The 25,201-nt window shown below is 74.2% G+C and carries 17 protein-coding genes; 11 read left to right on the forward strand and 6 right to left on the reverse strand.

What is annotated here, in order from left to right; genetic code table 11:
- Positions 1–134 precede the first annotated feature (134 nt).
- Positions 135–686, forward strand: a complete 552-nt coding sequence (locus ACFV9Q_RS02785; RefSeq protein ID WP_377233038.1) for a DUF2127 domain-containing protein — start codon at positions 135–137, stop codon at positions 684–686.
- A gap of 3 nt (positions 687–689) precedes the next feature.
- On the opposite strand, the gene ACFV9Q_RS02790 is transcribed toward ACFV9Q_RS02785, so the two are convergent.
- On the reverse strand, positions 690–1,271 hold the full coding sequence (locus ACFV9Q_RS02790; RefSeq protein WP_377233039.1) for a TetR/AcrR family transcriptional regulator: 582 nt from the start codon (positions 1,269–1,271) through the stop codon (positions 690–692).
- Positions 1,272–1,397: 126 nt separating this feature from the next.
- Here ACFV9Q_RS02790 and ACFV9Q_RS02795 point away from each other — a divergent pair, with 126 nt between their 5' ends.
- The 3 genes from ACFV9Q_RS02795 (at position 1,398) to ACFV9Q_RS02805 (ending at position 9,059) form a co-directional block, all read left to right on the forward strand.
- Positions 1,398–3,245 (forward strand): flavin-containing monooxygenase, encoded by a 1,848-nt coding sequence (locus tag ACFV9Q_RS02795; protein WP_377233040.1) that lies wholly within the window; start codon positions 1,398–1,400, stop codon positions 3,243–3,245.
- A 42-nt stretch (positions 3,246–3,287) separates the two neighbouring features.
- The gene (locus ACFV9Q_RS02800) at positions 3,288–6,149 is read left to right on the forward strand and encodes a hypothetical protein (protein ID WP_377233041.1); all 2,862 of its coding nucleotides are present in this window, start codon (positions 3,288–3,290) and stop codon (positions 6,147–6,149) included.
- A gap of 63 nt (positions 6,150–6,212) precedes the next feature.
- Positions 6,213–9,059: a cation-translocating P-type ATPase gene (locus ACFV9Q_RS02805; protein WP_377233042.1), complete on the forward strand. Its 2,847-nt coding sequence runs from the start codon at positions 6,213–6,215 to the stop codon at positions 9,057–9,059.
- Between the two features lie 25 nt (positions 9,060–9,084).
- Here ACFV9Q_RS02805 and ACFV9Q_RS02810 read toward each other — a convergent pair whose 3' ends face one another.
- On the reverse strand, positions 9,085–9,411 hold the full coding sequence (locus tag ACFV9Q_RS02810; RefSeq protein ID WP_377233043.1) for a hypothetical protein: 327 nt from the start codon (positions 9,409–9,411) through the stop codon (positions 9,085–9,087).
- Between the two features lie 608 nt (positions 9,412–10,019).
- On the opposite strand from ACFV9Q_RS02810, the gene ACFV9Q_RS02815 reads away from it, so the two are divergent.
- Positions 10,020–11,993, forward strand: coding sequence for an HNH endonuclease (locus ACFV9Q_RS02815; protein WP_377233044.1), 1,974 nt, complete (start codon positions 10,020–10,022; stop codon positions 11,991–11,993).
- A 658-nt stretch (positions 11,994–12,651) separates the two neighbouring features.
- Here the strand turns inward: ACFV9Q_RS02815 and ACFV9Q_RS02820 are convergent.
- Positions 12,652–13,392, reverse strand: coding sequence for a MerR family transcriptional regulator (locus ACFV9Q_RS02820; protein ID WP_377233045.1), 741 nt, complete (start codon positions 13,390–13,392; stop codon positions 12,652–12,654).
- Positions 13,393–13,518: 126 nt separating this feature from the next.
- Here ACFV9Q_RS02820 and ACFV9Q_RS02825 point away from each other — a divergent pair, with 126 nt between their 5' ends.
- From ACFV9Q_RS02825 to ACFV9Q_RS02835, 3 genes are all read left to right on the forward strand, one after another.
- Positions 13,519–14,358 (forward strand): helix-turn-helix domain-containing protein, encoded by an 840-nt coding sequence (locus tag ACFV9Q_RS02825; RefSeq protein ID WP_377233046.1) that lies wholly within the window; start codon positions 13,519–13,521, stop codon positions 14,356–14,358.
- Between the two features lie 131 nt (positions 14,359–14,489).
- Positions 14,490–15,542: an ABC transporter substrate-binding protein gene (locus tag ACFV9Q_RS02830; protein ID WP_377233047.1), complete on the forward strand. Its 1,053-nt coding sequence runs from the start codon at positions 14,490–14,492 to the stop codon at positions 15,540–15,542.
- A complete protein-coding gene (locus tag ACFV9Q_RS02835; RefSeq protein WP_377233048.1) occupies positions 15,535–16,587 on the forward strand; it encodes a peptidase C39 family protein in 1,053 nt (350 codons plus the stop codon). Before ACFV9Q_RS02830 ends, ACFV9Q_RS02835 begins: the two co-directional genes overlap by 8 nt.
- Here the strand turns inward: ACFV9Q_RS02835 and ACFV9Q_RS02840 are convergent.
- Entirely contained in the window at positions 16,580–18,817 is a 2,238-nt protein-coding gene (locus ACFV9Q_RS02840; RefSeq protein WP_377233049.1) for an ATP-binding protein, read from the reverse strand. The two genes, ACFV9Q_RS02835 and ACFV9Q_RS02840, sit on opposite strands and share 8 nt — an antisense overlap.
- Before the next feature lie 116 nt (positions 18,818–18,933).
- Between ACFV9Q_RS02840 and ACFV9Q_RS02845 the strand changes: the two genes are divergently transcribed.
- The 3 genes from ACFV9Q_RS02845 (at position 18,934) to ACFV9Q_RS02855 (ending at position 22,820) form a co-directional block, all read left to right on the forward strand.
- Positions 18,934–19,650, forward strand: coding sequence for an alpha/beta fold hydrolase (locus ACFV9Q_RS02845; protein WP_377233050.1), 717 nt, complete (start codon positions 18,934–18,936; stop codon positions 19,648–19,650).
- Positions 19,651–19,715: 65 nt separating this feature from the next.
- Positions 19,716–20,678: an alpha/beta hydrolase gene (locus tag ACFV9Q_RS02850; protein WP_377233051.1), complete on the forward strand. Its 963-nt coding sequence runs from the start codon at positions 19,716–19,718 to the stop codon at positions 20,676–20,678.
- A 123-nt stretch (positions 20,679–20,801) separates the two neighbouring features.
- Complete coding sequence (locus ACFV9Q_RS02855; protein WP_377233052.1) at positions 20,802–22,820, forward strand: DHA2 family efflux MFS transporter permease subunit; 2,019 nt, start codon at positions 20,802–20,804, stop codon at positions 22,818–22,820.
- On the opposite strand, the gene ACFV9Q_RS02860 is transcribed toward ACFV9Q_RS02855, so the two are convergent.
- Together ACFV9Q_RS02860 and ACFV9Q_RS02865 are read right to left on the reverse strand one after the other, a co-directional pair.
- The gene (locus ACFV9Q_RS02860) at positions 22,765–24,411 is read right to left on the reverse strand and encodes a sensor histidine kinase (RefSeq protein WP_377233053.1); all 1,647 of its coding nucleotides are present in this window, start codon (positions 24,409–24,411) and stop codon (positions 22,765–22,767) included. The genes ACFV9Q_RS02855 and ACFV9Q_RS02860 overlap by 56 nt on opposite strands.
- The gene (locus ACFV9Q_RS02865; protein WP_377233054.1) at positions 24,404–25,165 is read right to left on the reverse strand and encodes a response regulator transcription factor; all 762 of its coding nucleotides are present in this window, start codon (positions 25,163–25,165) and stop codon (positions 24,404–24,406) included. Before ACFV9Q_RS02865 ends, ACFV9Q_RS02860 begins: the two co-directional genes overlap by 8 nt.
- Between the last annotated feature and the right edge of the window lie 36 nt (positions 25,166–25,201).

Below are 25,201 nucleotides of genomic sequence, written 5' to 3' on the forward strand. Positions count from 1 at the left end.
GGTACCCTGTCCCGCTCCTCCCCTCGCATGCGTAGTCCCGGACCCGCCGCGCTCTACGGACTGCCCCTCCCCCCCCCTCCTTCTCCCCCCGGCCCGTTGGTCATGCGCGCGCCCGGGTACCAGAGTGGTGAGCCATGGAACCCGTGCGGCGTCGCCTGCTGGTCGAGACGGCCTTCGTGCTGGGCGTGCTGGTCAAGGGCCTGGACGGCCTGGTCGAGCTGGCGGCCGGGACCGCGCTGCTGGTGCTGCACCAGGACCGGATCCTCGCGCTGACCCGGGCCGCCGTCGCGGAGGAGCTGCGGGAGGACCCGCACGACCTCGTGGCGCACCTGCTGCTGAACGAGGCGGCCGGGCTGGACCACGGCGCCGCCCTCGCGGGCGGGCTGTTCCTGCTGCTGCACGGCGTGGTCAAGGTGGCGATCGTCGCCGCGCTGCTGGCGGGGTCTCGCCGGGTGTACCCGTGGGCCGTGGGAGCACTCAGCGTGCTCCTGGCCGTGCAGCTCGTCCAGCTGGTGCTGAGCCCCGGCGTCGGCGTCGTGGCGCTGGTGCTGCTCGACGCCCTGATCCTGGCGCTGACCTGGCACGAGTGGCGCATCGGGCGGTCCTTCCACGACGCGTGGCGCAGCGTGGTGCACGGCTGGTTCCCGCGCGCGTCCCCGCCCGCCTCCTCGTCGACGGACGGGTGACCGTCACCCCGCCGTCGGCGGCTCCGTCGTGAACAGGCCCCGGTGCAGGATCGCCCGCGTCGTGCCCAGACGGGCCGGCGCCTCGGCGCCGTCCAGGGCCGCGGCAGCCGCGGCCTGCACCGCCATCACCATGGGCAGCGTGAGCAGCACGTCCCCGGTGCCGACGCCGGGGTGCACCCGGCCGCGGGACCGGGCCCGGTCCAGCAGCGGGCCCAGCGCGGCCGCCGTCCGCGCGGCCAAGTCGGCGGTGCCGGGCATCCGGCCGTCCGCGACGACGCGAGCGAGCCACGGGGACTCGAACTGCACGTCGAGCAGGAAGTGGAAGAGCCGCTCGGCGCCGTCGTCGGCGTCGGCCAGGGCGGCCGCCCTGGCCTCGATGTCGGTGACGTTGTGCTCCAGCACCGCCGAGGCGAGTGCCTTCCGGTTCTCGAAGTGGCGGTGCAGCGTGGTGCGGCTGACGCCGGCCTCGGCCGCGATCTCCTCCAGCGGCACGTCCGGGCCGCGCTCGGCGAACACCCGGCGGGCCGCCGCCACGAGCAGGTCGCGGTTGCGCGCGGCGTCGCGACGCGTGGGTTCTACCGCCATGGGCCGAGGGTAACGGCCCGGTCCGTGCGGGACGCCACAGGAGGAGGGGTTGAAAACGTACATAGATGTACGTTTTCATGTGGTCGGCGGGGGACACCCGCCGAACCGCTGACGAGAGGCCCTGCCTTGCCCGATCTGACCAGCACCGATACCAGCGAAGCCACGACCGATGCCGCAACTGCCGCCCTCGGGTTCGACCCGGACGCCCTGCGGGAGAAGTACCGCCACGAGCGGGACCGGCGCGTCCGGCCGGACGGCACGGCGCAGTACCGGCGCGCCGCGGGGGAGTTCGGCTACTACGCCAAGGACCCGTACACCGAGCGGGTCGAGCGCGAGCCGCTGACCGACCGGGTCGAGGTGCTGGTGGTGGGCGGCGGGTTCGGCGGCCTGCTCACCGGCGCCCGGCTGCGCGAGGCCGGCGTCGAGTCGCTGCGGATGATGGACGAGGCGGGCGACTTCGGCGGCACCTGGTACTGGAACCGCTACCCGGGCATCCACTGCGACATCGAGTCGTACGTGTACCTGCCGCTGCTGGAGGAGACGGGGTACGTGCCGAGGTGGCGGTACGCACCCGGCGAGGAGATCCGGCAGCACGCCGTGCGGATCGCCGAGCACTACGGCCTGTACCGGGACGCCGCCTTCCACACGCGCGTGACGGAGCTGCGCTGGGACGACGCCGCCGACGAGTGGCTCGTGCGCTCCGACCGCGGTGACGCCTTCCGGGCCCGGCACGTCGTCGTCTCCTCCGGGACGCTCTCGCAGGCCAAGCTGCCCGGCATCCCGGGCATCGAGGACTTCCGCGGCCACACGTTCCACACCAGCCGCTGGGACTACGGGTACACGGGCGGCACGGCGGACGGCGGCCTGACCGGCCTCGCCGACAAGCGCGTCGCCGTGATCGGCACCGGGGCCACGGGCCTGCAGGCCATCCCGCACGTCGCCCGGGACGCGGCGCACCTGTACGTGCTGCAGCGGACGCCGTCGTCGGTGGACGTGCGCGACAACCGGCCCACCGACCCGGAGTGGGCGGCCGGCCTGAAGCCGGGCTGGCAGCGCGAGCGGATGGAGAACTTCCTGGCGATCCTGGCGGGGGAGGACGTCGCGGAGGACCTGACGGGGGACGGCTGGACCGGCACCGCGCGGCTGCAGCGCCAGATGATCACGGGCGCCGTCGACACGACCCTGGACCCGGCCGAGCGCGAGCGGCTCGACGAGCTGGCCGACTTCGTCAAGATGAACCAGATCCGGGCGCGGGTCGACGAGGTGGTCACCGACCCGGCCACCGCCGAGGCGCTCAAGCCCTGGTACCGGTACATGTGCAAGCGGCCGGGCTTCAGCGACCAGTACCTGCAGTCGTTCAACCGGCCGAACGTGACGCTCGTGGACACCGCGGACCACGGCGGCGTGACCCGGATGACCGAGACCGGCGTGGTGGTGGGCGACGACGAGTACGAGGTGGACTGCGTCATCTTCGCCACCGGCTTCGAGGTCGGCGTCTCGGGCGTGGTCTCGGGCACGCTGCCGGTCCACGGGCGCGGCGGCGCCCCGCTGCTGGGCGCCTGGGCGCGCGGCCCGCGCACGCTGCACGGCTTCTACACCCACGGGTTCCCCAACCTGTTCCACCTGGGCGCGGCGCAGAACGCCAACTCGGTGAACTTCGTGCACATCCTGCAGGAGCAGGCCGGGCACATCGCCGCCGTCGTCGCCCGCGCCGCCAAGACCGGGGCACGGTACGTGGAGCCCACCGTCGAGGCGCAGGACGCCTGGGCCGCCACCATCGCCGAGGCGGGCGAGGGGCAGGACAACTCGGCGTTCCTCGCCGAGTGCACGCCCGGGTACTACAACGGCGAGGGCACGCGGAAGGGCGGCGCGCCGACGTCGTACAGCCCGGGGCCGGTCGCCTTCCACCGGGTGCTGGCGCAGTGGCGCGAGGGGGACATGGGTGAGGTGCTGGTCCCCGCGGACCCGCGGTGAGTCGCCGGGCGCGTCAATGGGGCATATCCGTATATTGGGGGCGTGCCTGACGCCGGCTACGACGCGTTCGTCTCCTACAGCCACGACGCGGACGGCGCGGTCGGGCCGGCCCTGCGGGACGGGCTGCACCTGTTCGCGCGGCCGTGGAACCGGCTGCGGGCGCTGCGTGTGTTCTGCGACCGGCGGGCACTGGACCCGGCTGACGGCCTGTGGAGCACGATCCGGCAGGCGCTGGACACCTCACGGTTCCTGATCCTCGTGGCGTCGCCCGGGGCGGCCGCGTCCCGGTGGGTCGGGCGCGAGATCGAGCACTGGCGCACCGGGCCGCGGCGTCCGGTCCTGATCGTGCGCACCGGCGGCGAGATCGTCTGGGACGACGCCGCGGGCGACTTCGACTGGGACCGGACCACCGCGCTGCCCCGGGCGCTGCGCGGCTGGTTCGCCGAGGAGCCCCAGTGGGTCGACCTGGAGGTGCCGCCCGGGCGGCTGAGCCTGCGCGACTCGGTCTTCCTGGACGCGGTCGCGACCCTCGCGGCCCCGCTGCACGGCCGGGCCAAGGACGACCTGCTGGGCGAGGACGTGGCCCAGCACCGCAGGGCCCAGGGCTTCCGCCGGGCCATGTGGGCGGGGCTCTCCGTGGTCGCGCTGCTCGCCGTGCTGGCCGCGGCCTGGGCGGCCACGGAACGGACGAGCGCCCTCGAGCAGCGCGACAAGGCCCTCGCCGGCTCCCTCGTCGCCGAGGCGAGCGCCGTGCGGGACACCCAGCCCGGCCTGGCCCGCCAGCTCCTCGCCGCGGCCTACCGGCTCGCGCCCACGCCGCAGGCGCGGTCGGCGGCGGTCTCCGGCGACGAGATCCCCCGGGAGCTCACCACCCAGGCCAGCGCCCTCGCGTACTCCGACGACGGTTCGCTGCTCGTCGTCGCCCGCTCGGGGCAGGCCGAGACGCCGCTGTACCCGGAGATCGTCGCGCACGTGTGGTTGTACGACGCGCAGAGCCTGGAGGTCCTGTCGGACTGGTCGATGGAGAGCCACGACGGCATCCCGGCCGCGCGCTTCGTCACGCCCGGGCTGCTGGTCCTGGGGCACGGCGACGAGATCGTGGTGACCGACGTGACCGACCCGCGCGCGCCGGCCGAGCGGGCCCGGCTCGCGGCGCCGTCGCGCGGGGACGCGTTCGACGTCGCCCCGGACGGCCGCACGCTGGCCGCCGCGTTCGACGACGGGACGGTGCGGCTGTGGGAGTTCGGTGGGGCGGGCGGGGCGGACGGGACGGACGGGGCCGGCGCCGGCATACCGGCCGGTCCCGTGGCGACCTGGCGGCCGTGTACCGCGGAGGAAGGGGCGCACCAGGTCGGCTTCGCCGGCTCGGGCGACCTGCTCGCGGTCGGGTGCAGCCTCGGCCCGGACGCCACGGCGGCCGTCTGGGACGTCACCGACCGCGCGGCGGTCGAGCGGGCAGGGGAGGCGGCAGCCCAGGTGCGCACGTTCGACGTCGCCCCGGACGGACGGCACCTGGTCGCCGAGACGGACGGCACGCTGGTGCGCTGGGAGATCGCGCCGTCCGGCGACCTGCGCGACCCCACCCCGCTGCCGCTCCCGCTGGACTACGAGGGCTACGTCTCGGTCCTCGCCTACGGCGACCGCGGGCGGGTCGCCGTCGTCGGCGAGGGCGGGTACGCCCGGGTGTGGGACGTCGCGGGCGAGCCGGCGCTGCTCGTGGAGCTCCGCCTGCCGGCCTGGGACGCCATGAACGCGAAGGCCGTCGCCCTCGCGCCCGGGGCGGGCGCGCTGGCGGTCGCGACGCCGGGGTCGGACGCCGGGACGGACGTCGCCGCCGAGGACGGGACGGTCCGCCTCTGGAACCTGGCCGACCCGCTGGAGCAGCGCGCGCGGGCGTCGGTCCCGGCCGCCCGCGCGGACCTCGACGTCAGCGCGGACGGCCGCACCATGGCCGGCCTGGTGGACGGGGACCTCTATGTCGCCGACCTGACCGACCCGCTGCGCCCGGAGTCCCTCGCCCGCACACCCGTGGACATCGCCGCCGGACCCGACGCCGACACCTTCTTCGGCGAGGTACTGGCCCGGCTCGGCCCGGACGGGAACACCCTGGTGATCGCGAGCGAGGGCGCGCTCGACGTCTTCGACCTCACCGACCGCGCACACCCCCGGCACGTCGCCACGTGGCCGTCCGGCGTCCCCACGGACCTGGCCTTCCGGTCCGACGGCGACCTGCTCGCCGTCGCGCGGTTCGACGGCCCGGTCGCCCTCTACGACCCGACCGCCCCGGACGGCCCCCAGCCCGTCGCCGAGGTGCCGACGGCCGGGTCGTCGCTCGTGTTCCTGCCGGGCCGGCCGGTCCTGGCCGTCGCGGGCACGCTCTCGTCGACCATCGAGCTCTGGGACCTGACCGCGTACCGGACGCCGGTGCAGGTCGCCGTGGACCAGAGCCACACCTACCAGGTCGCCGGGCTCGCCGTGACCGGCGACGGCCTGCTGGCGAGCGTCGCCCGGGACAGCAGCGTGCGCACCTGGCGGGTGGTCGGCGACAAGTTCCTGGCCCGGTCCACGATCACCGACTCGGGCGACGTCAACGACCTGGCAGTCAGCGCGGGCGGCGGGCGGCTGGCCACGCTCGGCCGCGACCGGACCCTGCGCGTCTACCGGCTGGCGGAGGACACCCCGACCCTCGACCTCAGCATCTCCGTCGGGGACACGACCCAGGACCTGGTCGGGTTCGTGGGCGAGGACGTGCTCGCCGTGCGGACCGACCACGGCGCCGTCGACCTCTGGGGCCTCGACGCCGACGCGGCCCTGGAGCGCCTCTGCTCCGGGACCGGGCACACCATCACCCGGCAGCAGTGGGCGCGGGTGCTGCCCGACCTCGCGTACGAGCCGCCGTGCTGATCGGTCCTGCTGATCGGTCCTGCTGAGCCGCGCGCACGGGACGCCGTCGAGGCATGATCGACTGTGGCCACCTCGCAGCAGCGCGTCCCGCCGCCGTCCGTCCCGATGCCCGCCCCGGACCCGTCGGTCCGGGAGGCCCACGACGTCGCCGCCGACCTCGGCGTCGACCCCGCCACCGGGCTGACCGCGGCCGAGGCCGCCCGCCGCCTGGCCGCCGACGGCCCCAACGAGCTGCGCTCCCGGCCGCCCGTGCCGCTGTGGCGCAAGGTGCTGGACCAGTTCCAGGACCCGCTCGTGGCGCTGCTGCTCGTCGCGGTGGCCATCTCGCTCGCCGTCTGGTGGGTCGAGGACGCGCACGGCGTGCCCGTCGACGCCGTCGTCATCGCGGCCATCGTGGTGCTCAACGCGGTGCTCGGCCTCGTCCAGGAGAGCAAGGCCGAGAACGCCGTCGCAGCCCTGCGAACCATGACCGAGGCCATGTCCACGGTCCTGCGCGACGGGCGCCGGGTCACCGTGCGGTCGGCCGAGCTGGTGCGCGGCGACGTGCTCGTCCTGGCCGAGGGGGACGCCGTCGGCGCGGACGCCCGCCTGCTGAGCGCGACCGCCCTGCGCGTCCAGGAGTCCTCCCTGACGGGCGAGAGCGAGGCGGTGCTCAAGGACGCCGCGGCGCTCGCGGCCCCGGCGCCGCTGGGCGACCGGTTCGACATGGTGTTCAAGGGCACCGCCGTGGCCCAGGGCGTGGGGCGCGCCGTCGTGGTGGCCACCGGCATGAGCACCCAGATGGGCGACATCGCCCGGCTGCTCGACTCGACCGAGGAGGAGGTCACCCCGCTGCAGCGCGAGATCGCGCACGTCAGCCGGGTGCTCGGGCTCACGGTGATCGGCATCGCTGTGGTCGTGATGGTCCTGGCGGCCGTCGTCAACGACGTGAGCACCCCGGCCGACCTCGTGACCGTGCTGCTGCTCGGCGTCTCGCTCGCCGTCGCCGCCGTGCCCGAGGGCCTGCCCGCCATCCTGTCGGTGGTTCTCGCCGTCGGGGTGCAGGCCATGGCGCGGCGCAACGCCGTCGTCAAGAAGCTGCACTCCGCCGAGACGCTCGGCTCGGCGTCCGTCATCGCGTCGGACAAGACCGGCACCCTGACCAAGAACGAGATGACGATCCAGCGGGTGGTCACGGCGTCGGGCGAGGTCACGCTGACCGGCGTCGGCTACCGGCCGGAGGGGGAGGCGAGCGTGCCCGACGGCGACGGCGGGGCCCTGCCCCTGACCGACGAGCGGCTCACCCGCGAGGCCGTCATGGTGCTCGGCGGCGGCTCCCTGGCCAACGACGCACAGCTCCTCGAGTCCGACGGCGAGTGGACCGTCCAGGGCGACCCCACCGAGGCCGCCTTCCTCGTGGCCGCGCACAAGCTCGCCGGCACCGTGGACCGCGTCGCCGGGTTCGAGCGGCGCGGCGAGGTGCCGTTCACGTCCGAGCGCAAGCTCATGTCCGCGCTCGTGGACCCGCCCGGCGACGGCGCCTGGGCGCTCGTCACCAAGGGCGCGCCCGACGTGCTCCTGCCGCGCTGCACCGACATCCAGGTCGGCGACGAGACGGTCCTGCTCGACGACGACCGGCGGGCCCAGGCGCTCGCCGACGTCGAGCGCCTCTCCCGGCAGGCGTACCGCACGCTCGGCGTCGCCTACCGGCGGGTCCCCGAGGACACAGGGCCCGAGGGGCTGGAGGAGCACGAGTCCGACCTGGTCTACCTGGGCGTGGTCGGCATCATCGACCCGCCCCGGCCCGAGGTCGCCGCCGCGGTGGCCGAGGCCCGCCGGGCCGGCGTCCGCGTCATGATGATCACCGGCGACCACCCCGTCACGGCCACCCGGATCGCGAGCGACCTGGGCATCGTGGAGCCCGGCGCCCGCGCCGTCACCGGCACCGAGCTGGACGCCCTGGACGCCGCCGGGCTGCGCGAGACCACTCGCGGCGTCTCGGTCTACGCGCGCGTGGCCCCGCAGAACAAGCTGCAGATCGTCGACGCACTCCAGGCCGACGGGCACGTGGTGGCGATGACCGGTGACGGGGTGAACGACGCCCCGGCGCTGAAGACCGCCGACATCGGCGTGGCCATGGGTATCACGGGGACGGAGGTGACCAAGGAGTCGGCCAAGATGATCCTCGGCGACGACAACTTCGCCACGATCGTCGCGGCGGTGCGCCAGGGCCGGATCATCTTCGACAACATCAAGAAGTTCCTGCGCTACCTGCTCTCCTCGAACATGGGCGAGGTGTGCACGGTGCTGCTCGGCGTGGTGCTGGCCGGGGTGGTCGGCCTGGAGGGGGCCGCCGGGGGCGAGGCCGTCGTCGTGCCGCTGCTGGCCACCCAGATCCTGTGGATCAACCTCGTCACCGACTCCGGGCCGGCGCTCGCCATGGGTGTGGACCCGGAGACCGACGACGTGATGACCCGGCCGCCGCGCGGTCCGAACGAGCGGATCATCGACGGACGCATGTGGACCGGTGTGCTGAGCATCGGGCTCGTCATGGGCGTGGCCACGCTGCTGACCATCGACATCTTCCTGCCCGGCGGCCTGGTCGAGGGGAGCGACGACCTCACGGTGGCCCGCACCGCCGGGTTCACCACCCTCGTCCTCACCCAGCTCGTCAACGTGCTCAACTCTCGCTCCGAGACGACGAGCGCGTTCCACCGGATGTTCGTGAACCGCTGGCTCTGGGGCGCGATCGTGCTCGGAGCGCTGCTCCAGGTGGCCGTCGTGGAGGTGCCGTTCCTCCAGGTGGCGTTCGGCACCGCCGGTCTGGACCTGGCGCACTGGGCGGTGGCGGTGGGGATGGCGTCGTCGGTGCTGTGGTTCGACGAGCTGCGGAAGCTGGTGTGGCGGTGGCGGCATCCCGCCGGGGGGTGAGGTGTGGTCACGGGGTGAGCGGTGGTCACGGGGTCACGGCGGAGCCGGGCGCGTCGGTGTACTCCACCGGCTTGCCCGTCTGGTGCGCGTAACTGATCTCGCGGCGCGTGGACTCCCCGATGTAGCCGCCCGGGTTGACCACCAGGACGCGGTCGGCGAGGTCGATCTTCGCGAGGTGCAGGGCGCCGAGCGCTGTCTTTTGTTCGTCGGTGATCTGGTCGCCGGGGTGCCCGAACTCAGCGGGTGCGACGACGATTGCCCCGGCGAGGGTGAGGCTACGGTTCAACGCGCGGAACTCCTGGGCGAACCGGGTCGAGCCGCACAGGCACACGATCTGCGGGCGGGCTTCCATGGGGCCTCCTGGGGGCTGCGCCCGGTGAGCGCGGGTGAGGGTGTTCGCCGGCTGGTGACGTGGTCGCGCGATGGTGATGGTGATGGTGATGCAACCACAAGGGGCTTCGACATGTCTGGCCCCCCGCTGGCCGTACTTCATCGTGGCGCTGCGCGCACCCCCGCCGCAGCCGCGACGCCCTCCTGGGCCCGGACGGCTTCGCCGCAATCGATCTGTCCCACCGCGGCGAGGTGACGAAGGTGCCGACCTGGTCTCGTCGAGCTGTGGTTGGCCGCCCGTCGAGCCGTGGTCGGCCGGCAGCAGCGCGGGCCGTCGCTGTGGGGGCATGGTCATGACGACGTCGGGCTCATCGACGGCCCTGGTTTTACGCGGCGGGCAGAACAACGAGCGGGTGTCAGTGGCTCGACATAGAGTCGTACAAGCGTTGGGTTGAATGGTAGTGCTGGTGCCGGTTTGTTGTGGGAGGGGGTGACGGTATGGACCGGGAGTCGGTGGACGCCGGGGAGCGGGCACGTGGGACTGCGGTCGCTCGCCGGCCCGGTGAGAAGGTTGCGCGGAGCTGCCCTGCGGCGTGGCAGGTCGATGGCGTCGTGACCACGGCGCCTGGCGTGCTCGCCGACGATCCTGCGGACGGCAAGATGCCGGACGACGCGTGGCTCGCAGCTTTGTTCGCCGAGGGTGACGCCCTGTTCGGCGAACGTGAACCTCGGTTCGCTCCGGACGTCCCTGTGGGTCCGGACTGGTTCGACATGGCGCCCGACGAGGCGTTGTCCCACGGTCCCGTGGCGCTGTGGCCGGTCGAGGTGCTGCGGCAGGCGCTGGCCCGCGAGCCGGGCGCCGAACTGGCGAGGGTCGTCGCGGAGTGCACGGGGCTGGATGCCGCGACGCGCAGCACCGCGGTTGCCGCGTCGCGCGGCGCTGCGGGTGTTGCGTCGCGCAGCACTGCGGGTGTCGGGTCGCGCGGCGTTGCGGGTGTTGCGTCGCGCGGCGTTGCGGGTGCCGCGTCGCGCGGCGTTGCGGGTGTTGCGTCGCGCAGTACCGCGGGTGTTGCGTCGCGCAGTACCGCGGGTGTTGCGTCGCGCGGCGCCGCGGACGCCGCGCCTGCTGCCGACGGACACGTTGTCGCTGAGGCGGGGTCGGCCCCGTTCGCCGCGTTGTCCGACGATCTGCTGGGGGAGCTGATGGCCGCGTGTGGTCGGTTGCAGTCGTGGGCTGCGGGCGTGCAGGCGCTCGTCGTGGGGGAGCGGGCCGCGCGGGAGACCAGCCCCTTGGCCCACAACTCGCTGGTCGGGCAGGTGACGGCCGAGCTGGTGATCACTCAGGCCGAGGGGTCGGAGGTGGTGGTGCGCGCCGAGTCGGGTGCCGAACACCCAACGGTGATCGCGGCGCTGGTCCGGGGTCGGATCGACGTGCGTAAGGCGCACACGCTGCTGCGGTCGGCGGCCGACCTGACGGTGGCCGAGCGGGCTGAGGCGATCACCCGGTACCTGCCGCAGGCCCCGTACCGGACGTGGCGGTGGTTGCGGAACAAGCTGCTGGCGTTCGCCAAGTCCTTGCATGGTTCGGAGGAGAGCGCGAGGGTCGCGGCCGAGCACCGTAACGTGCAGTTGGACCGGGCGGAGAACGACATGGGCTGGCTGTCGGCGTACCTGCCCGCGGTCGATGCGGCGGCGGTGTGGGGTGTGGTGGACGACATGGCGCATCAGCTGCGGTACACCGCCGGTGAGGAGCGCACCCTGGGTCAGCTCCGTGCGGACTGCCTGACCGGCATCGTGACGGGCCGGATGCTGCCAGGGGACCGCTTCGTGGCGCCTGCTCAGGCTGAGGGCAGCACGGACACGAACCCCGACGACGGAACGGTCTGTCCGTGCGGTGGCCGGGCGCCGGTGGTGCAGGAGACCGTCGTGCGGGTGACGCCGACCCGGCCGGTTGTCCGGGTGACGGTCCCGGCGAGCACGCTCCTCGGCCTGGACAACGCCCTGGGTGAACTCGATGGGTTCGGGCCGATCCCCGCGGAGACCGCCCGGCTGATCGCCCAGGACGCGACCTGGCAGCGACTGGTGACTGACCCGGTGACGGGAGTGCTGGTCGACTACTCGTCCCGGGCGTACACGCCGGGCAAGGTGCTTCGCGCAGCGGTGGAGGCCAGGGATGGGACCTGCACGTTCGTCGGGTGCGACACCCCGGCGACGACGTGCGACCTCGACCACATCGAACCCTTCGACCACGAATGGAGAGAGCGGTCCGGGGCTGCGGCCAAGGGCGGACCCGGACAGACGAACGCGTGGAACCTGCACGCGCTCTGCCGGCGGCACCACCTGCTCAAGACCCATGCCGGCTGGGGCGTCGAACGTGACCCGGACACCGGGATCACCACCTGGACCACGCCCGCGGGCAGCACGCACGCCCGGCCGCCCACGGTCCTGGACACCCGGGTCGACCTGGACCAGGTAGACCCGGGCACCAGCCAGGACTTGACGCTGCGTGCCCTCACCGGGCGCCGGTTGCCCCGCGCCTACGTCACGGCCGCGCCGGCGGCCGATGCCAGCGAGTCGTCCGGGTCGGGGGTGCCACCGTTCTGAGCGAGGAGGACTGATCCGGAGTCCGGCTCAGGCACTGGTGCTGGCGCCGGCAGTGAGTCCGAAGTACGGAGTACAGCTCCGTCTCCGTCTCCGGCGGCACTGAAACCGGCACCAGCTAAGGCTCAGACACCGAGACCAACACCGAGACCAACACCGAGACCAACACCGAGACCAACACCGAGACCAACACCGAGACCAACACCGAGACCAACACCGGCTGGCACTGACAGTGGGTCCGGAGCACGGAGCACGGAGCACGGAGCACGGAGCACGGAGCACGGAGCACGAGCACGGCTCCGTCTCCTCGTCAGTTGGCAGTGAGACCGGCTCCGGCGTAGGCGCAGGCTCAGGCGGGCGCGGGTGCCAGCACCGGCACCGGCTGGCACACCGGCACCAGGTCGGTCCTTTACTCCCGGCACTGGCACCGGCTGGCACCGGCACCAGGTCGGTCCCCTACTCCTGGCACCGGCACCAAGTCCGCCTCCATCGCCGGGCGCTGGGATCAGGTCGTACGCCGGGCGCGTGGACCGCGGTCGTACGCCGGGCGCTCGGATCCCGGTCCTACGCCCGGCGCCCGAACCCCGGTCCGCCGCCCGACGCCAGCACCAGGCCCAGCACCAGGCCCGGCACCAGCCCGGCACCAGGTCCGCCCCCCGCCTCACGCCGCGTCCCGGAACGCCTCCGCCGCGTGCAGCAGGTAGTACGCCAACCCCGTCTGCTGCTTTTCGAGCATCTGCCGGTGGAAGTCGTCCGTGACGAAGAAGTGTGCCTGGCCGGCGAAGCCGTCCGGGTCCGTCGGGTGCGTCGCGCTCAGCGCCGCGAGGTGCCGCTCGATCGCGCCCACCACCGTGGGGTCGTCGGTGCGCAGCCCCGCGCGCAGCGCGTCGGCCATGGTCGTCATGAACGCGGTGGCCTCGGCGGCGGCCGCGTTCATCCGGTCGGCGTCGAGCCCGGCCGTGTCGAGCTCCACGCCGTAGGTGTCCCGCAGGTGGGCGTTCTGCTCGTCGAGGGCGTCCTGCCAGCCGGCCTGGTCCAGGCCGGTGAACATGCTGTCGGCAGCCATGGGTTGTCCCTTTCTCTCGTGTGCGATGGCCTGCTCGAGCGTCGCCAGCACCTGGGCGAGCCGTGCTCCACGTGACCGGAGCATGGCGCGCTGGTCCAGCAGGCACTCGAGCCGGGAGACGCGACCCGACAGGGCCTCCGCGATCCCGTCCAACGGCATGTCCAGCTCCCGGAAGAACAGGATCTGCTGGAGTCGCTCCAGGTCGTCGTCCGAGTAGGACCGGTAGTCGTTGCGCTCGTCCCGCTCGGGGACGAGGAGCCCGATCCGGTCGTAGTGGTACAGCGTCTTGAGCGTCACTCCCGACAGTCGGGAGACGTGGGTGATCGTGTAGGTCATGGGGGTCTCACCTCCTGGTTCACACCGTCGACCCTCCCCTGAGGGTAGGGTCAAGCGCCCTCCGCACGGCCGGCCGTGGGCACACGCCCGGGCGTGCTCCCGGCCGCGCTCCCTAGACTCCGTCGCATGGCAGCCTCCACCCGTCCCGACGACGCGCGGGGCTCCTGGCAGCGCGACCCCACGGCCTCGGTGGGCCGGACCTTCCCCGTCCCCGCGGACACTCCCGTCGCGTTCACGATCGTCGCCGAGGCGCACGTGGTCGACGTCGCCACGGAGTGGGAGCCGCACGTCCACCCCGCGCACGAGCTCGTCTGGGTGCGGCAGGGCACGCTGACCGCCCGGCTGGCCGGCCAGGTGTTCACCGTCTCGGAGGGGTTCGGCCTGTGGGTGCCGGCGGGGGTGGAGCATGCCGGCCGGCTGACGGCGGGGGTCGAGCTGTACGACGCGTTCTTCGCGCCCGAACGCACCCCACCCGTGCTGGCCGGCCCCACCGCCGTCGCGATGGGGCCGGTGCTGCAGGCCCTCCTCGTCCACCTGGCGCGGCGGGACCTCGACCCCGACGCGCGGGCGCGGGCGGAGGCCGTGGTCTTCGACGTGCTGGAGCCCTCGGACCGGCAGCTCGCCGTGCGGCTGCCCGCCGACCACCGGGTCGACGCGATCGTCGACGTGCTGCTGGCCGACCCGGCGGACGAGCGGTCGCTGGCTCAGTGGGCCCGGTCGTCGGGCACGAGCGAGCGGACGATCACGCGCGTGTTCCGGGCGGCGACGGGGCTGTCCTTCGCGCAGTGGCGGCAGGCGGTGCGCGTGCACCGGTCGCTGGAGCTGCTCGCCGCCGGCGGCAGCGTGCAGGACGTGTCGGACGAGCTGGGCTACGCGCACCCCGGGACGTTCATCGACGCCTTCCGGCGGGTCATGGGGACGACGCCGGGGACGTTCGCCGCCGACGTCGGTGGCCGGAAAGGCTGATCTGCTGGCGGGTGTGCGGCATTGCGGACGAAGGTAAGCCTTACTTAGGCTCCCCTCAGCGGGCACGCCGGCACAGCCGCGCCGGGCGCGATGCCCAGGCCCGCTCCCGCAAGCAGAAAGAGGAAAGTCCCATGGTCGTGCCCAGGAGAAGCTCCGCCGCAGGAGCCGCCGCGTTCGTGCTGGCGCTCGTCGTCAGCGGATGCGGGACCACCGCGGTGGACGCGTCCGCGCCCGAGCCGTCGGCCCCGGCCTCGGGGAGCTGCGCCGACGACACGACCGAGACCTCGACCGGGCCGGTGTCCCTCGTGGACGGCGTCGGCCGCACCGTCGAGCTGGACCGGCCCGCCGAGCGCATCGCCGTGCTGGAGTGGCAGGAGGTCGAGGACGCCCTCACGCTCTGCGTCACGCCGGTCGCCGTCGCCGACCCCGAGGGCTACTCGACCTGGGTCTCCGCGGAGCCGCTCCCCGAGGGGGTCGCCGACGTCGGCACCCGCGAGGAGCCCGACGCCACCGCCCTGTTCGCCGCCGAGCCGGACCTCGTGATCATCGAGGGCTTCAGCGCCGACGACGAGGCCATCGCGCAGTTCGAGCGCCAGGACGTCCCCGTGCTGGTCGCCCGCGGGAACGACCCGGACGACCCGCTGGGCAACATGAAGGACGTCTTCTCGCTGATCGCCGAGGCCACCGGCCGCACCGAGCGGGCCGAGCAGGTGCTGGCGGAGTTCGACGCGCACCTCGCCGAGCGCAAGCAGGACGTGGCCGCCCTTGACCTGCCCACCACCGACTTCCTGTTCTTCGACGGGTGGCTGCAGGGCGGCAACCTGAGCCTGCGCCCCTACACGGAGGGCGCGCTGTTCACCGAGCTCGGCAAGGAGCTGGGGCTCACCCCGGCCTGGGACACGGCCGTCAACGACTCCCACGGCACGGGCGGCCTGAACGCCGAGTACGGCCTCGCCCAGACCGACATCGAGGGGCTCACCGCGGTGGGCGACGCGAACCTGTTCTTCTCCAACGGCGACACCACCGGCTACGTGGACGCGCTGAACGAGAGCGACATCTGGACCTTCCTCCCGGCGGTCGAGGAGGGGCGCGCGCACGAGTTCCCGCTGGTCTGGGGCGCGGGCGGACCGCGCTCCACGCAGCAGGCGGTCGACGCCTTCGCGGACGCCCTCACCGGTGACTGACGCCCGTACCGTCGTCGTCCCCTACGACCCGGCGGCGCTGCCCGAGGGCCTCGCGCGCATCGCGCCCGACGCCGTGCTGGACCGCTGGCGCTCGGCCGACCGGTCGGCGCACGCCCCGCGCCTCGTCGTCCTCGACGACGGGACCGGCGCCGCCCTGGTGACCGCCCGCCCGGCCACCGCGTACCTCAAGATCGTGGACGCGGTGGGGGACGCCGTCGCGGCCGCGCGCGCCGTCGTCGCGCTGGCCCGGGCCGAGGGCCTGGTCCAGGTCAAGTGGGAGGGGTGGACGGCGGGGCCGGACGCCGCGGCCGCGGGCTTCGCCCCGCTCCGGGCGCCCTCGGGGGCCGACGGCGACCAGCCGCCGACCGGGTTCGTGCGCTGGCTCGACGACGCCGTTCACGAGAGCGCCGGCCACGCGAACAGCACGGACGAGCCCCCGCACTACCGCCAGACCACCCACTTCACGTGCGGGCCGTCCGCCGCGCTGATGGCGCAGGCGCACGGGGGCGCCCTCCGCGCGGACGAGCTGGACCGGCGGCTGGAGCTGTCGCTCTGGCGGGAGGCCACCAACTTCCCGTCGTGCGACCCCGTGCGGCTGGGGCTGGCCGTGCAGCGGCGCTGGCCCGACTCCGCCGTCGCCGTCTCCCTCGACACCGACCGGCCTGTGTTCGTGGACGCCTACCCCGAGGGCGACCGGGACTGGCGTGCCCTGCTCCAGGAGGTCTCCCGCGAGGAGGCGGCCGCGGCCGGCCTCCCCGTCGACGGCCGCCACCTGACACTGCCCGGCCTTCGGGCCGCCCTGGAAGGCGGCGAGCGCCTGCTGCTCCTCGTCTCCCTGCAAGCGATGCTCGGGTTCGACGTGCCGCACTGGGTGCTGTGCCACGGGGTCGTGCCCGGGGCCGTGCTGCTGGAGGACCCCTGGATCGGCACCACGGCGGGCGAGACCTGGGTGGACGCGCACCTGCTCCCGGTGGCCGACGCCGCCCTCGACGCCATGTCCCGGATGGAGGAGCCCGGGTACCGGGCGGCGGTGCGGATCAGCTGAGCCCGGCGAGCTGCGCCCGGGCGGCGTCGGCCCGCCGGCGGTCGCCCAGCGCCTCGCGGATCTCCACGACGCGATCCAGTGCGGCGGCCGCCTCGGCCGTCCGCCCCGTCGCCGCGAGCGCCAGCGCCCGCACGCGCAGGTACATGGCGCGGTGCGCGGGCACGTCGAGCTCGTCGACGGCGGACGCGGCGGCGTCCGCGGTCGCGAGCGCCCCGGCGCCGTCGCCGAGCTCGACGAGGTTCTTGACGATCGCGGACGCCGCGGCGACCCGGGTGGTCAGCGCGATGTCCCGGGGGAACCGGTCCGGCTGCCGCTCCAGCAGGTCGATCGCGGCGCGGTCGGCGCCGATGGCGTCGGCCCGCCGCCCGAGCTGGGTGAAGGCCTCGGCGAGCATGCGGTGCGTCTGGAGCAGGCCGGCCGCGTCGTCGGCGTCCGCGAAGCACCGGCGCGCCCCCTGCGCGTCGCGCACGACGTCGCCGGGCCGCCCGAGCAGCAGCTCGCACCATCCCGTGTAGTACAGGGCCCAGCCCTCCTGGGCGCGGTTGCCCGCGCACCGCGCGACGTCGCGGGCGCGGTGCGCGTGCTCCAGGCCGCGGGCCGGGTCGTCCCGCGTGCAGAGCTCGGCCCAGCTCAGGTACCCGAGCTGCGTGGCCAGCAGGTCGTCGTCGGCGAGGCGCTCCGCCGCCTGGACGGCCAGGTCGTAGACCTGGTGCCACTGGCCCCACTGCACCCACAGGTCGGAGAACCAGTGCAGGGACTCGGCCACCCGCACCACCAGGGCGTCGTCCTTGTCGGCCGCGGCGGCGCGCAGCGCGTGGAACCAGTGGTCCGCCTCGTCGTGCAGCCAGGAGCTCGCGGCCGCGCGGGTGGACAGGTCGGCCAGCCCGGGCCGGTCCGGGCCGTGCCCGCGGGCGGGCTCGAACCAGAGGCCGGCATCGACGGTGGTCGTCAGGATCCAGTGCCGCAGGCGTTCCGCGTGCGCGGGCTGCGCGTTCGCGCCCTCGTCCTGCCGGAGCCGGTCGCGGGCGAAGATCCGCAGCAGGTCGTGCAGGTGGTAGCGGTCGTGGGTGGCGGCCTCCAGCAGGCCGAGGTCCACGAGCTCGTCGAGCAGGTCGACGGCGGTGTGCCGGCCGGACCCGGCCAGGACGGCGCCGAGCTCCGCGGTGAACGTGGGTCCCGTCAGGACGCCGAGGCGCCGGAACAGCGTCCGCGCGGCGTCGGAGAGCTGGTCGTAGGACATCGCGAAGGCCTTGCGCAGCTCGAGGTCGCCCGCGCGGAACCCGTCGAGGCGGTGGTCCTCGGACGCCAGCCGGTCGGCGAGCCGGCCCGCGGTCCAGGCGCGGTGGCTCGCGACGCGGTTGCCGGCGATGCGCAGGGCCAGCGGGCAGCCGTCGCAGAGGTCGGCGAGCCGGTGCAGGTCGGCCTCGGGCGCCTGCGCGGCGGGGATGATGCGGCGCAGGAGCGTGACGGCGTCGTCGTGCGCGAGGCGGTCGAGCTCCACGCGCAGGGACGCGTCCAGCCCGGCCAGCGGACGGCGGGCGGTGACGATCACCGCGGAGGGCCCGGTGGCGGGCAGCACCGGGCGTACCCGCTCCTCGCCGGCCGCGTCGTCGAGGACCACCAGGACCCGGCGGTCGTCGAGGAGGGAGCGCCACAGGGCGGCGGCCTCGTCCACGTCGTGCGGCACGGACCGGACGGCGGGCTCGCACGACTGGATCAGGCGGCGCAGCACCTGGAGCGGGTCGAGCGGGCGCCCGCCGAACCCGCCCAGGTCGAGGAACCGCACGGCGTCGAAGCGGCCGCGGACGTCGCCGGCGGCCCGCACCGCGAGCGACGTCTTGCCGAGCACCGCCGGCCCGGAGAGCACCACGAGCGGCGAGGGCGCGCCGTCGGCGCCCGACGTCACGTGCGCCCCGATCGCGGACAGCTCGGCGTCCCGGCCCACGAGGTCGGCGACGGCGCGGGGGAGCGGCAGCGGGGCGACGACGCCGGCCGGGGGCCGGTGCCGGCCCGCCCGGGCGGCCGCGAGCAGCGCCGCGCGGTCGGCGGGCGCCAGGCCCAGGCCGTCCGCCACGAGGTCCACGGTGCGCCGCTGCGGACCCAGGCTGGCCCCCCGCTCGATGTCGCTGATCGTGCGGTCGCTCACCCCGGAGAGCTCGGCGAGCCGTTCGAGCGTCAGGTCGGCCTCGTGCCGGAACCGGCGGAGCAGCGGGCCCAGCGCCTCGGTCATCTCTCCCCATTCCTGCGTGCTTCCTTCGTGGACGCAGTCACCGGTGACGGCCTTGGATCGAAGTGTCTCATCGTGGCGGCCGTGTCCCCGCGGTCGTCCCGCGGAAAGGAACCCCCATGTCATCCACCCCCACCATCGTGCTGGTGCACGGCGCGTTCGCCGACGCCGGAAGCTGGACCCCGGTCACGCGCGCGCTGCTCGACCAGGGCTTCCGGGTCGTCGTCCCGCCCGTGCTGAACCGCTCGCTGACCGGCGACGCCGCGTACGTGCGGTCCGTCGTCGAGGCGATCGACGGCCCCGTGCTGCTCGCGGGCCACTCCTACGGCGGCGCGGTGATCACGGTCGCCGGCGCGGCCGAGAACGTCGTCGGCCTGGTCTTCGTGGCCGGCTACGCGCTCAAGGAGGGCGAGAGCCTGGGCGAGCTGCAGGGCGGCTTCCCCGACTCCGACCTCGCGGCCCACCTGGTCTACACGCCGTACCCGGTCGACGGCGCCGAGCCGGGCACCGACGTGTCCGTGGCCGTCGACGCGTTCCCCGCGGTCTTCGCCGCCGGGGTGCCGGACGACGTCGCGACGGTGCTCGCCGTGTCGCAGCGCCCGCTGTCCGCGGTGGCCTTCGGCGAGCCGGCGCCGGTCGCGGCCTGGCGGACCAAGCCGTCCTGGGGGATCGTCGCGGCCGCGGACCACACGATCAACCCCGACGTCGAGCGCTTCGGCTACGAGCGCGCCGGGGTGCGCGAGAGCGTCGAGCTCGACGCGCCGCACCTCGTGATGCTCACCCACCCCGCCGAGGTCGCCGGCCTCATCGCGCGGGCCGCGGGACAGACCGCCTGACCGGCACCGCCCGGCCCGCCGCGCACCCCAGCCACACCCAGCACACCCGGAACGAAGGAACCACCATGACCGCCAACCCCCACGACCTGTCCCTGGAGCCCGCCGCCCAGGCGTTCGCCGAGGCCACCGACAACCCGCCGTACCTGTACCAGCTCGCGCCCGAGGAGGGCCGCAAGGCCGTCGACGACGTGCAGTCGAGCGAGATCTTCAAGCCCGAGGTCGACGACGTGTGGGTCACCGTCGAGGGCGGGCCCACCGGCACCGTGCCGGTCCGGATCGTCCGGCCCGCCGGCGTCCAGGGCCCGCTCCCGGTGGTGCTCTACGTGCACGGCGCCGGCTGGGTGTTCGGCGACGCGCACACGCACGACCGCCTCGTGCGCGACCTCGCGATCGGCGCGCAGGCCGCCGTCGTCTTCCCCGAGTACGACCGGTCGCCCGAGGTGCGCTACCCCGTCGCCGTCGAGCAGGCCTACGCCGTCGCGCAGTGGGTCACCAAGGAGGGCGCCGACCAGGGGCTGGACGGCGGCCGCCTGGCCGTGGCCGGCGACTCCGTGGGCGGCAACATGTCCGCCGCCCTCACCCTGCTCGCCAAGGAGCGCGGCGACGTCACCTTCCGCCAGCAGGTGCTGTTCTACCCGGTGACCGACGCCGCGTTCGACACCGCCTCCTACCGCGAGTTCGCCACCGGCTACTTCCTCACGCTGGAGGGCATGCGCTGGTTCTGGGACCAGTACACGACCGACCCGCAGGAGCGTGACCTGATCACCGTCTCCCCGCTGCGCGCCACCGAGGAGCAGCTCGCCGGGCTGCCGCCGGCCCTGGTCATCACCGCGGAGGCCGACGTGCTGCGCGACGAGGGCGAGGCCTACGCCGCCAAGCTCCGCCGGGCCGGCGTCGACGTGACCAGCGTCCGGTACGGCGGCGTCATCCACGACTTCGTCATGCTCAACGCCCTGCACGACACGCACGCCGCCCGCGCCGCCGTCGCCCAGGCGTCCGCCACGCTCCGGTCCGCCCTCCAGGACTGACCGGGCGTCGGCGCGGGGAGCGACCCTCCCCGCGCCGACCCGCGCGGGCCGTGACAGTCTGCCTCCGGGGGCACACGCACGGGCGCGCAGGCCTCGCCGTCCACGGACCCGGGAGGCAACCGCATGACCGCACCGAGCGCAGAGGCGGAACCGCAGGCCCTGCCGCAGGCCAGGGTCTGGGCCATCTTCGCGGGCCTCATGCTCGCGATGCTGCTCGCCGCCCTCGACCAGACGATCGTCGCCACCGCGCTGCCCACGATCGTCTCCGAGCTCGGCGGCGCCGAGCACCTGTCCTGGGTCGTCACGTCCTACATGCTGGCCAGCACCGCGACCACCGTGCTCTGGGGCAAGCTCGGCGACCTGTTCGGGCGCAAGACCCTGTTCATCGCCTGCATCCTGATCTTCCTCGTCGGGTCGATCCTGTCCGGCACGTCGCAGACGATGGGCCAGCTCATCGCGTGGCGCGCCGTGCAGGGTGTGGGCGGCGGCGGCCTCATGGTGCTCTCCCAGGCGATCATCGGCGACGTCGTTCCGCCCCGGGACCGCGGCCGCTACCAGGGGCTGTTCGGCGCGGTCTTCGGCGTCTCCTCGGTCGCCGGCCCGCTGCTCGGCGGGTTCTTCGTCGACAACCTCGACTGGCGCTGGGTCTTCTACGTCAACATCCCGGTCGGGATCATCGCGCTGATCGTCGTCGCCTCGGTGCTGCCCCGCATCACCACGGACACCCGGCCCCGCATCGACTACGCCGGCATCATCCTGCTGGCCACGATCTCGACGGCGGTCGTGCTGGTCACCAGCCTGGGCGGCACCACCTGGGAGTGGAGCTCCGCCCCGGTCTACGCCCTGATCGCGCTCGCTGTGCTCGGGCTGGTCGCGTTCATCGCGGTCGAGCGGCGGGCACCCGAGCCCGTGCTGCCGCTGCACCTGTTCCGCAACCGGGTCTTCTCCGTCTCCGCGGTCATCGGGTTCGCCGTCGGCTTCGCGATGTTCGGCGCCATCACCTTCATCCCCCTGTACCTGCAGACGGTCAAGGGCTCCACACCCACCGAGTCCGGGCTGGAGATGACGCCGATGATGCTCGGCCTGCTCATCACGTCCATCGGCTCGGGACAGCTCATCTCCCGCACCGGGCGCTACAAGGTCTACCCGATCGTCGGCACCGCGATCACCGCCGTGGGCCTCTACCTGCTCTCCCTCATGGACCAGACCACCACCACGCTCCAGGCGGGCCTGAGCATGTTCGTGTTCGGCGCCGGGCTCGGCATGGTCACCCAGGTGCTCGTCATCGCCGTGCAGAACGCCGTGAGCTACCGCGACCTGGGCACCGCGACGTCCGGCACCACGTACTTCCGCACCATCGGCTCGTCGGTGGGCGTCGCGGTGTTCGGCACGATCTTCGCGAACCGGCTCGCCGCCGAGGCCGCGACCTCCGTGCCGGACGCCGCCCAGGGCGTCTGCGGGCCTGCGGCGCTCACGGCGTCCACGCAGGCGCTCGCGCAGTGCCCGCCCGACGTGCAGACCTGGTTCCTCGACGCGTACACGCAGGCGCTGCACATCGTCTTCCTGGGGGCGGTGCCGGTCGCGGCGCTCGCGTTCCTGCTCACGTGGCTGCTGCCCGAGGTGGAACTGCGCACGGCCACGCGGGGCGGCGACGGCGAGGCGGGCCACGCGACGGGCGCCACCTTCGCGCTCCCGTCGTCGCGCACCTCGCTCGAGGAGCTGCGCCTGATCCTGTGGCGCCGCGTGGGCAAGCGGGACCCCCTGCGGGTCTACGACGTCGTGGCGCAGGACGTCGGCCTGACACCCGGCCAGGCGTGGATGCTCACGCGCGTCTCGCTCAAGCGCACCCGGTCCGTGCGGCTCATGGCCGAGCGCACCGGGCGCACCGAGCACGTGGTGCGCGACGTCGCGGACACCCTCGCGGCCCGCGGCCTCGTGGCCGTGGACGGCGACACGGTCCGGGCGCTGCCCGCCGGCGACGTCGTCGCGGAGGCGATCCGGGAGGCGGAGCGGGAACGGCTGCAGCGGTACGTGGAGCAGTGGCCCGGCGGCGACGAGCCGGAGGTCACGGAGCTCGTGGAGCAGCTCACGCGCCAGATCCTGGCCGACCGGACGGACCAGGCCGGGGCAGCCGCACCGTGAACGTGGTCCCCGTAGCCGCTCCCTCGTCCGCCGTGCGGGAGCGGACGGCGATGCTCCCGCCGTGCTCGGTCACGATGGCGTCCGCGATCGAGAGGCCCAGGCCGGTCGACCCGCCGTTGCGGTTGCGCGCCACGTCGCCGCGCGTGAAGCGGTGGAAGAGCGAGGGCCGCAGGCCGGCGGGGATGCCGGGCCCGTCGTCGGTGACGTGCAGGACGACGGCGTCGCCGTCGTTCAGGAGCCGCACGCGCACCTGCGTGCCCGCCGGGGTGTGGGTGCGCGCGTTGGCGAGGAGGTTCGCCACGACCTGGCGCAGGCTGGCCTCGTCCCCGGTGACGACCAGCTCGTCCGACCCGTCGCCGGCGTGCGCGTCGTCGTCCTGGCCGTTCTCGTCCTGACCGTCCGGCAGCTCCAGCTTCCAGGCGTGGCCGGGGCTGGCCGCGTGGGCGTCCATGACGCCGTCGACGGCGAGCGCGACCAGGTCGACGGGCGCGCGGTCGAGCCCGCGTCCGGCGTCGAGCCGGGCCAGCAGCAGCAGGTCCTCGACCAGGCCCGTCATGCGCACGGCCTCGGACTCGATGCGGTCCAGGGACCGCGCCGCGGTGGGCGGCAGCTCCTCGGGGGCGCGGTGCACGAGCTCGGCGTACCCGCGGATCGACGCCAGGGGCGTGCGCAGCTCGTGGCTCGCGTCCGCCACGAAGCTGCGCACCTGGGTCTCCGAGTCGTGCCGGGCCTGGAGCGACACCTCGACGTTCTCGAGCATCCGGTTCAGGGCGGCGCCCACCTGGCCGACCTCGGTCCGCTCGTCCGTGAGGGTCGCGGGCACGCGGGGGATGGCGTCGATCGCGCCGCGGGAGAGCTCGAGCTCGGAGACGCGGCTCGCGGCGTCCGCCACGCCGTCGAGCGGCCGCAGCGAGCGGCGTACCAGCCAGGCGCCGACACCGACGGCGGCCAGCAGCGCGGCGACGCCGAGCGCGACCTCGACCAGCACGTAGCGGTGCACGGTCGCGTCCACCGTCGCGGTGCTGGTCGCCACGACCAGCGGCTGGTCGTCGTCCGTGGTGACGTGCACGGCGCGGAAGGCGCCGAGCCCGTCCAGCCGGACGTCGTACGGGCTCCCGTCGGTCGGGACGGCCAGGAGCTGGGCGACCTGGTCGTCGTCGAGGGCCTCGCGCTCCAGCGAGGTCGTCACGTGGTCGGCGAGCACCGGTTCGCCGTCCACGTAGCGCACGACGGCGCTGCCGGGGCCCAGGCCCGGCGGGAAAGCGGGCCGGCTGACCGTGTCGGAGGCCCCGTCCGGCGCCGGCATCGGGAGGGCGGGGAGCTCCTGGCCCGGCGGGGTGACGGAGGCGTCGTCGCCGGACGGGTCGTCGCGGAGCTGGATCTGCACGGGACCCTGCGTCAGGCGTTGGCTCGCCTGCTGCAGCTCGGTGTCGACCTGGTTCAGGAGCTGCGAGCGCAGCACCGCCGTCGACGCGACGGCCAGACCCACCGTGACCACGAGGACCACGGCGGCGAGCACGAGCACGAGGCGCCGCCGCAGCGCGGTGGGCCGGCGGGGCACGCGGTCGGTGGGCGGGGCGACGTCAGGCACGGGCCTCGTCCGTGACCTTGCCGGGCCGCAGCACGTAGCCGACGCCGCGCAGCGTGTGGATCATGGGCTCGCGCCCCTTGTCGATCTTGCGGCGCAGGTAGGACACGTACAGCTCGACGATGTTGGCCTGCCCGCCGAAGTCGTAGTTCCAGACCCGGTCGAGGATCTGCGCCTTGGACAGCACGCGCCGCGCGTTGCGCATGAGGTAGCGCAGCAGCTCGAACTCCGTGGCCGTCAGGTGGATCTCCTCGCCGGCGCGCCACACCTCGTGCGCGTCCTCGTCGAGCGCCAGGTCGCCCACGGCCAGCACGCCGTTCCCGTTCTGCGCCGTCGCGCCCTGCCGGCGCAGCAGCCCGCGCAGCCGGGCGACGACCTCCTCCAGGCTGAACGGCTTGGTCACGTAGTCGTCGCCGCCCGCGGTCAGGCCCTTGACCCGGTCCTCGACCGCGTCGCGCGCCGTGAGGAACAGGACGGGGACGCGCTCGCCGTGCTCGCGCAGCCGGCTCAGCACGGTGAGCCCGTCCATGTCGGGGAGCATGATGTCGAGCACCACGATGTCCGGTGCGGACTCGCGGACCGCGCGGAGCGCCGAGGCGCCGTCCAGGACGGCGGTGACGTCCATGCCCTCCAGGCGCAGCGCGGACGTGAGGAGCTCGGCGAGGTTGGGCTCGTCGTCGACCACGAGGACCCGGACGGGCGACCCGTCCGCGCGGGTGGGGCGGGGCTGGAAGGTGCCGGCGGGTGCGGAGGTCATCGCACCAGCGTGCGCCGCGATCCCGTGGTGTTCCTG

The sequence above is a fragment of the Promicromonospora sp. NPDC059942 genome, assembly GCF_042731755.1.
Classification (GTDB): Bacteria; Actinomycetota; Actinomycetes; order Actinomycetales; family Cellulomonadaceae; genus Promicromonospora.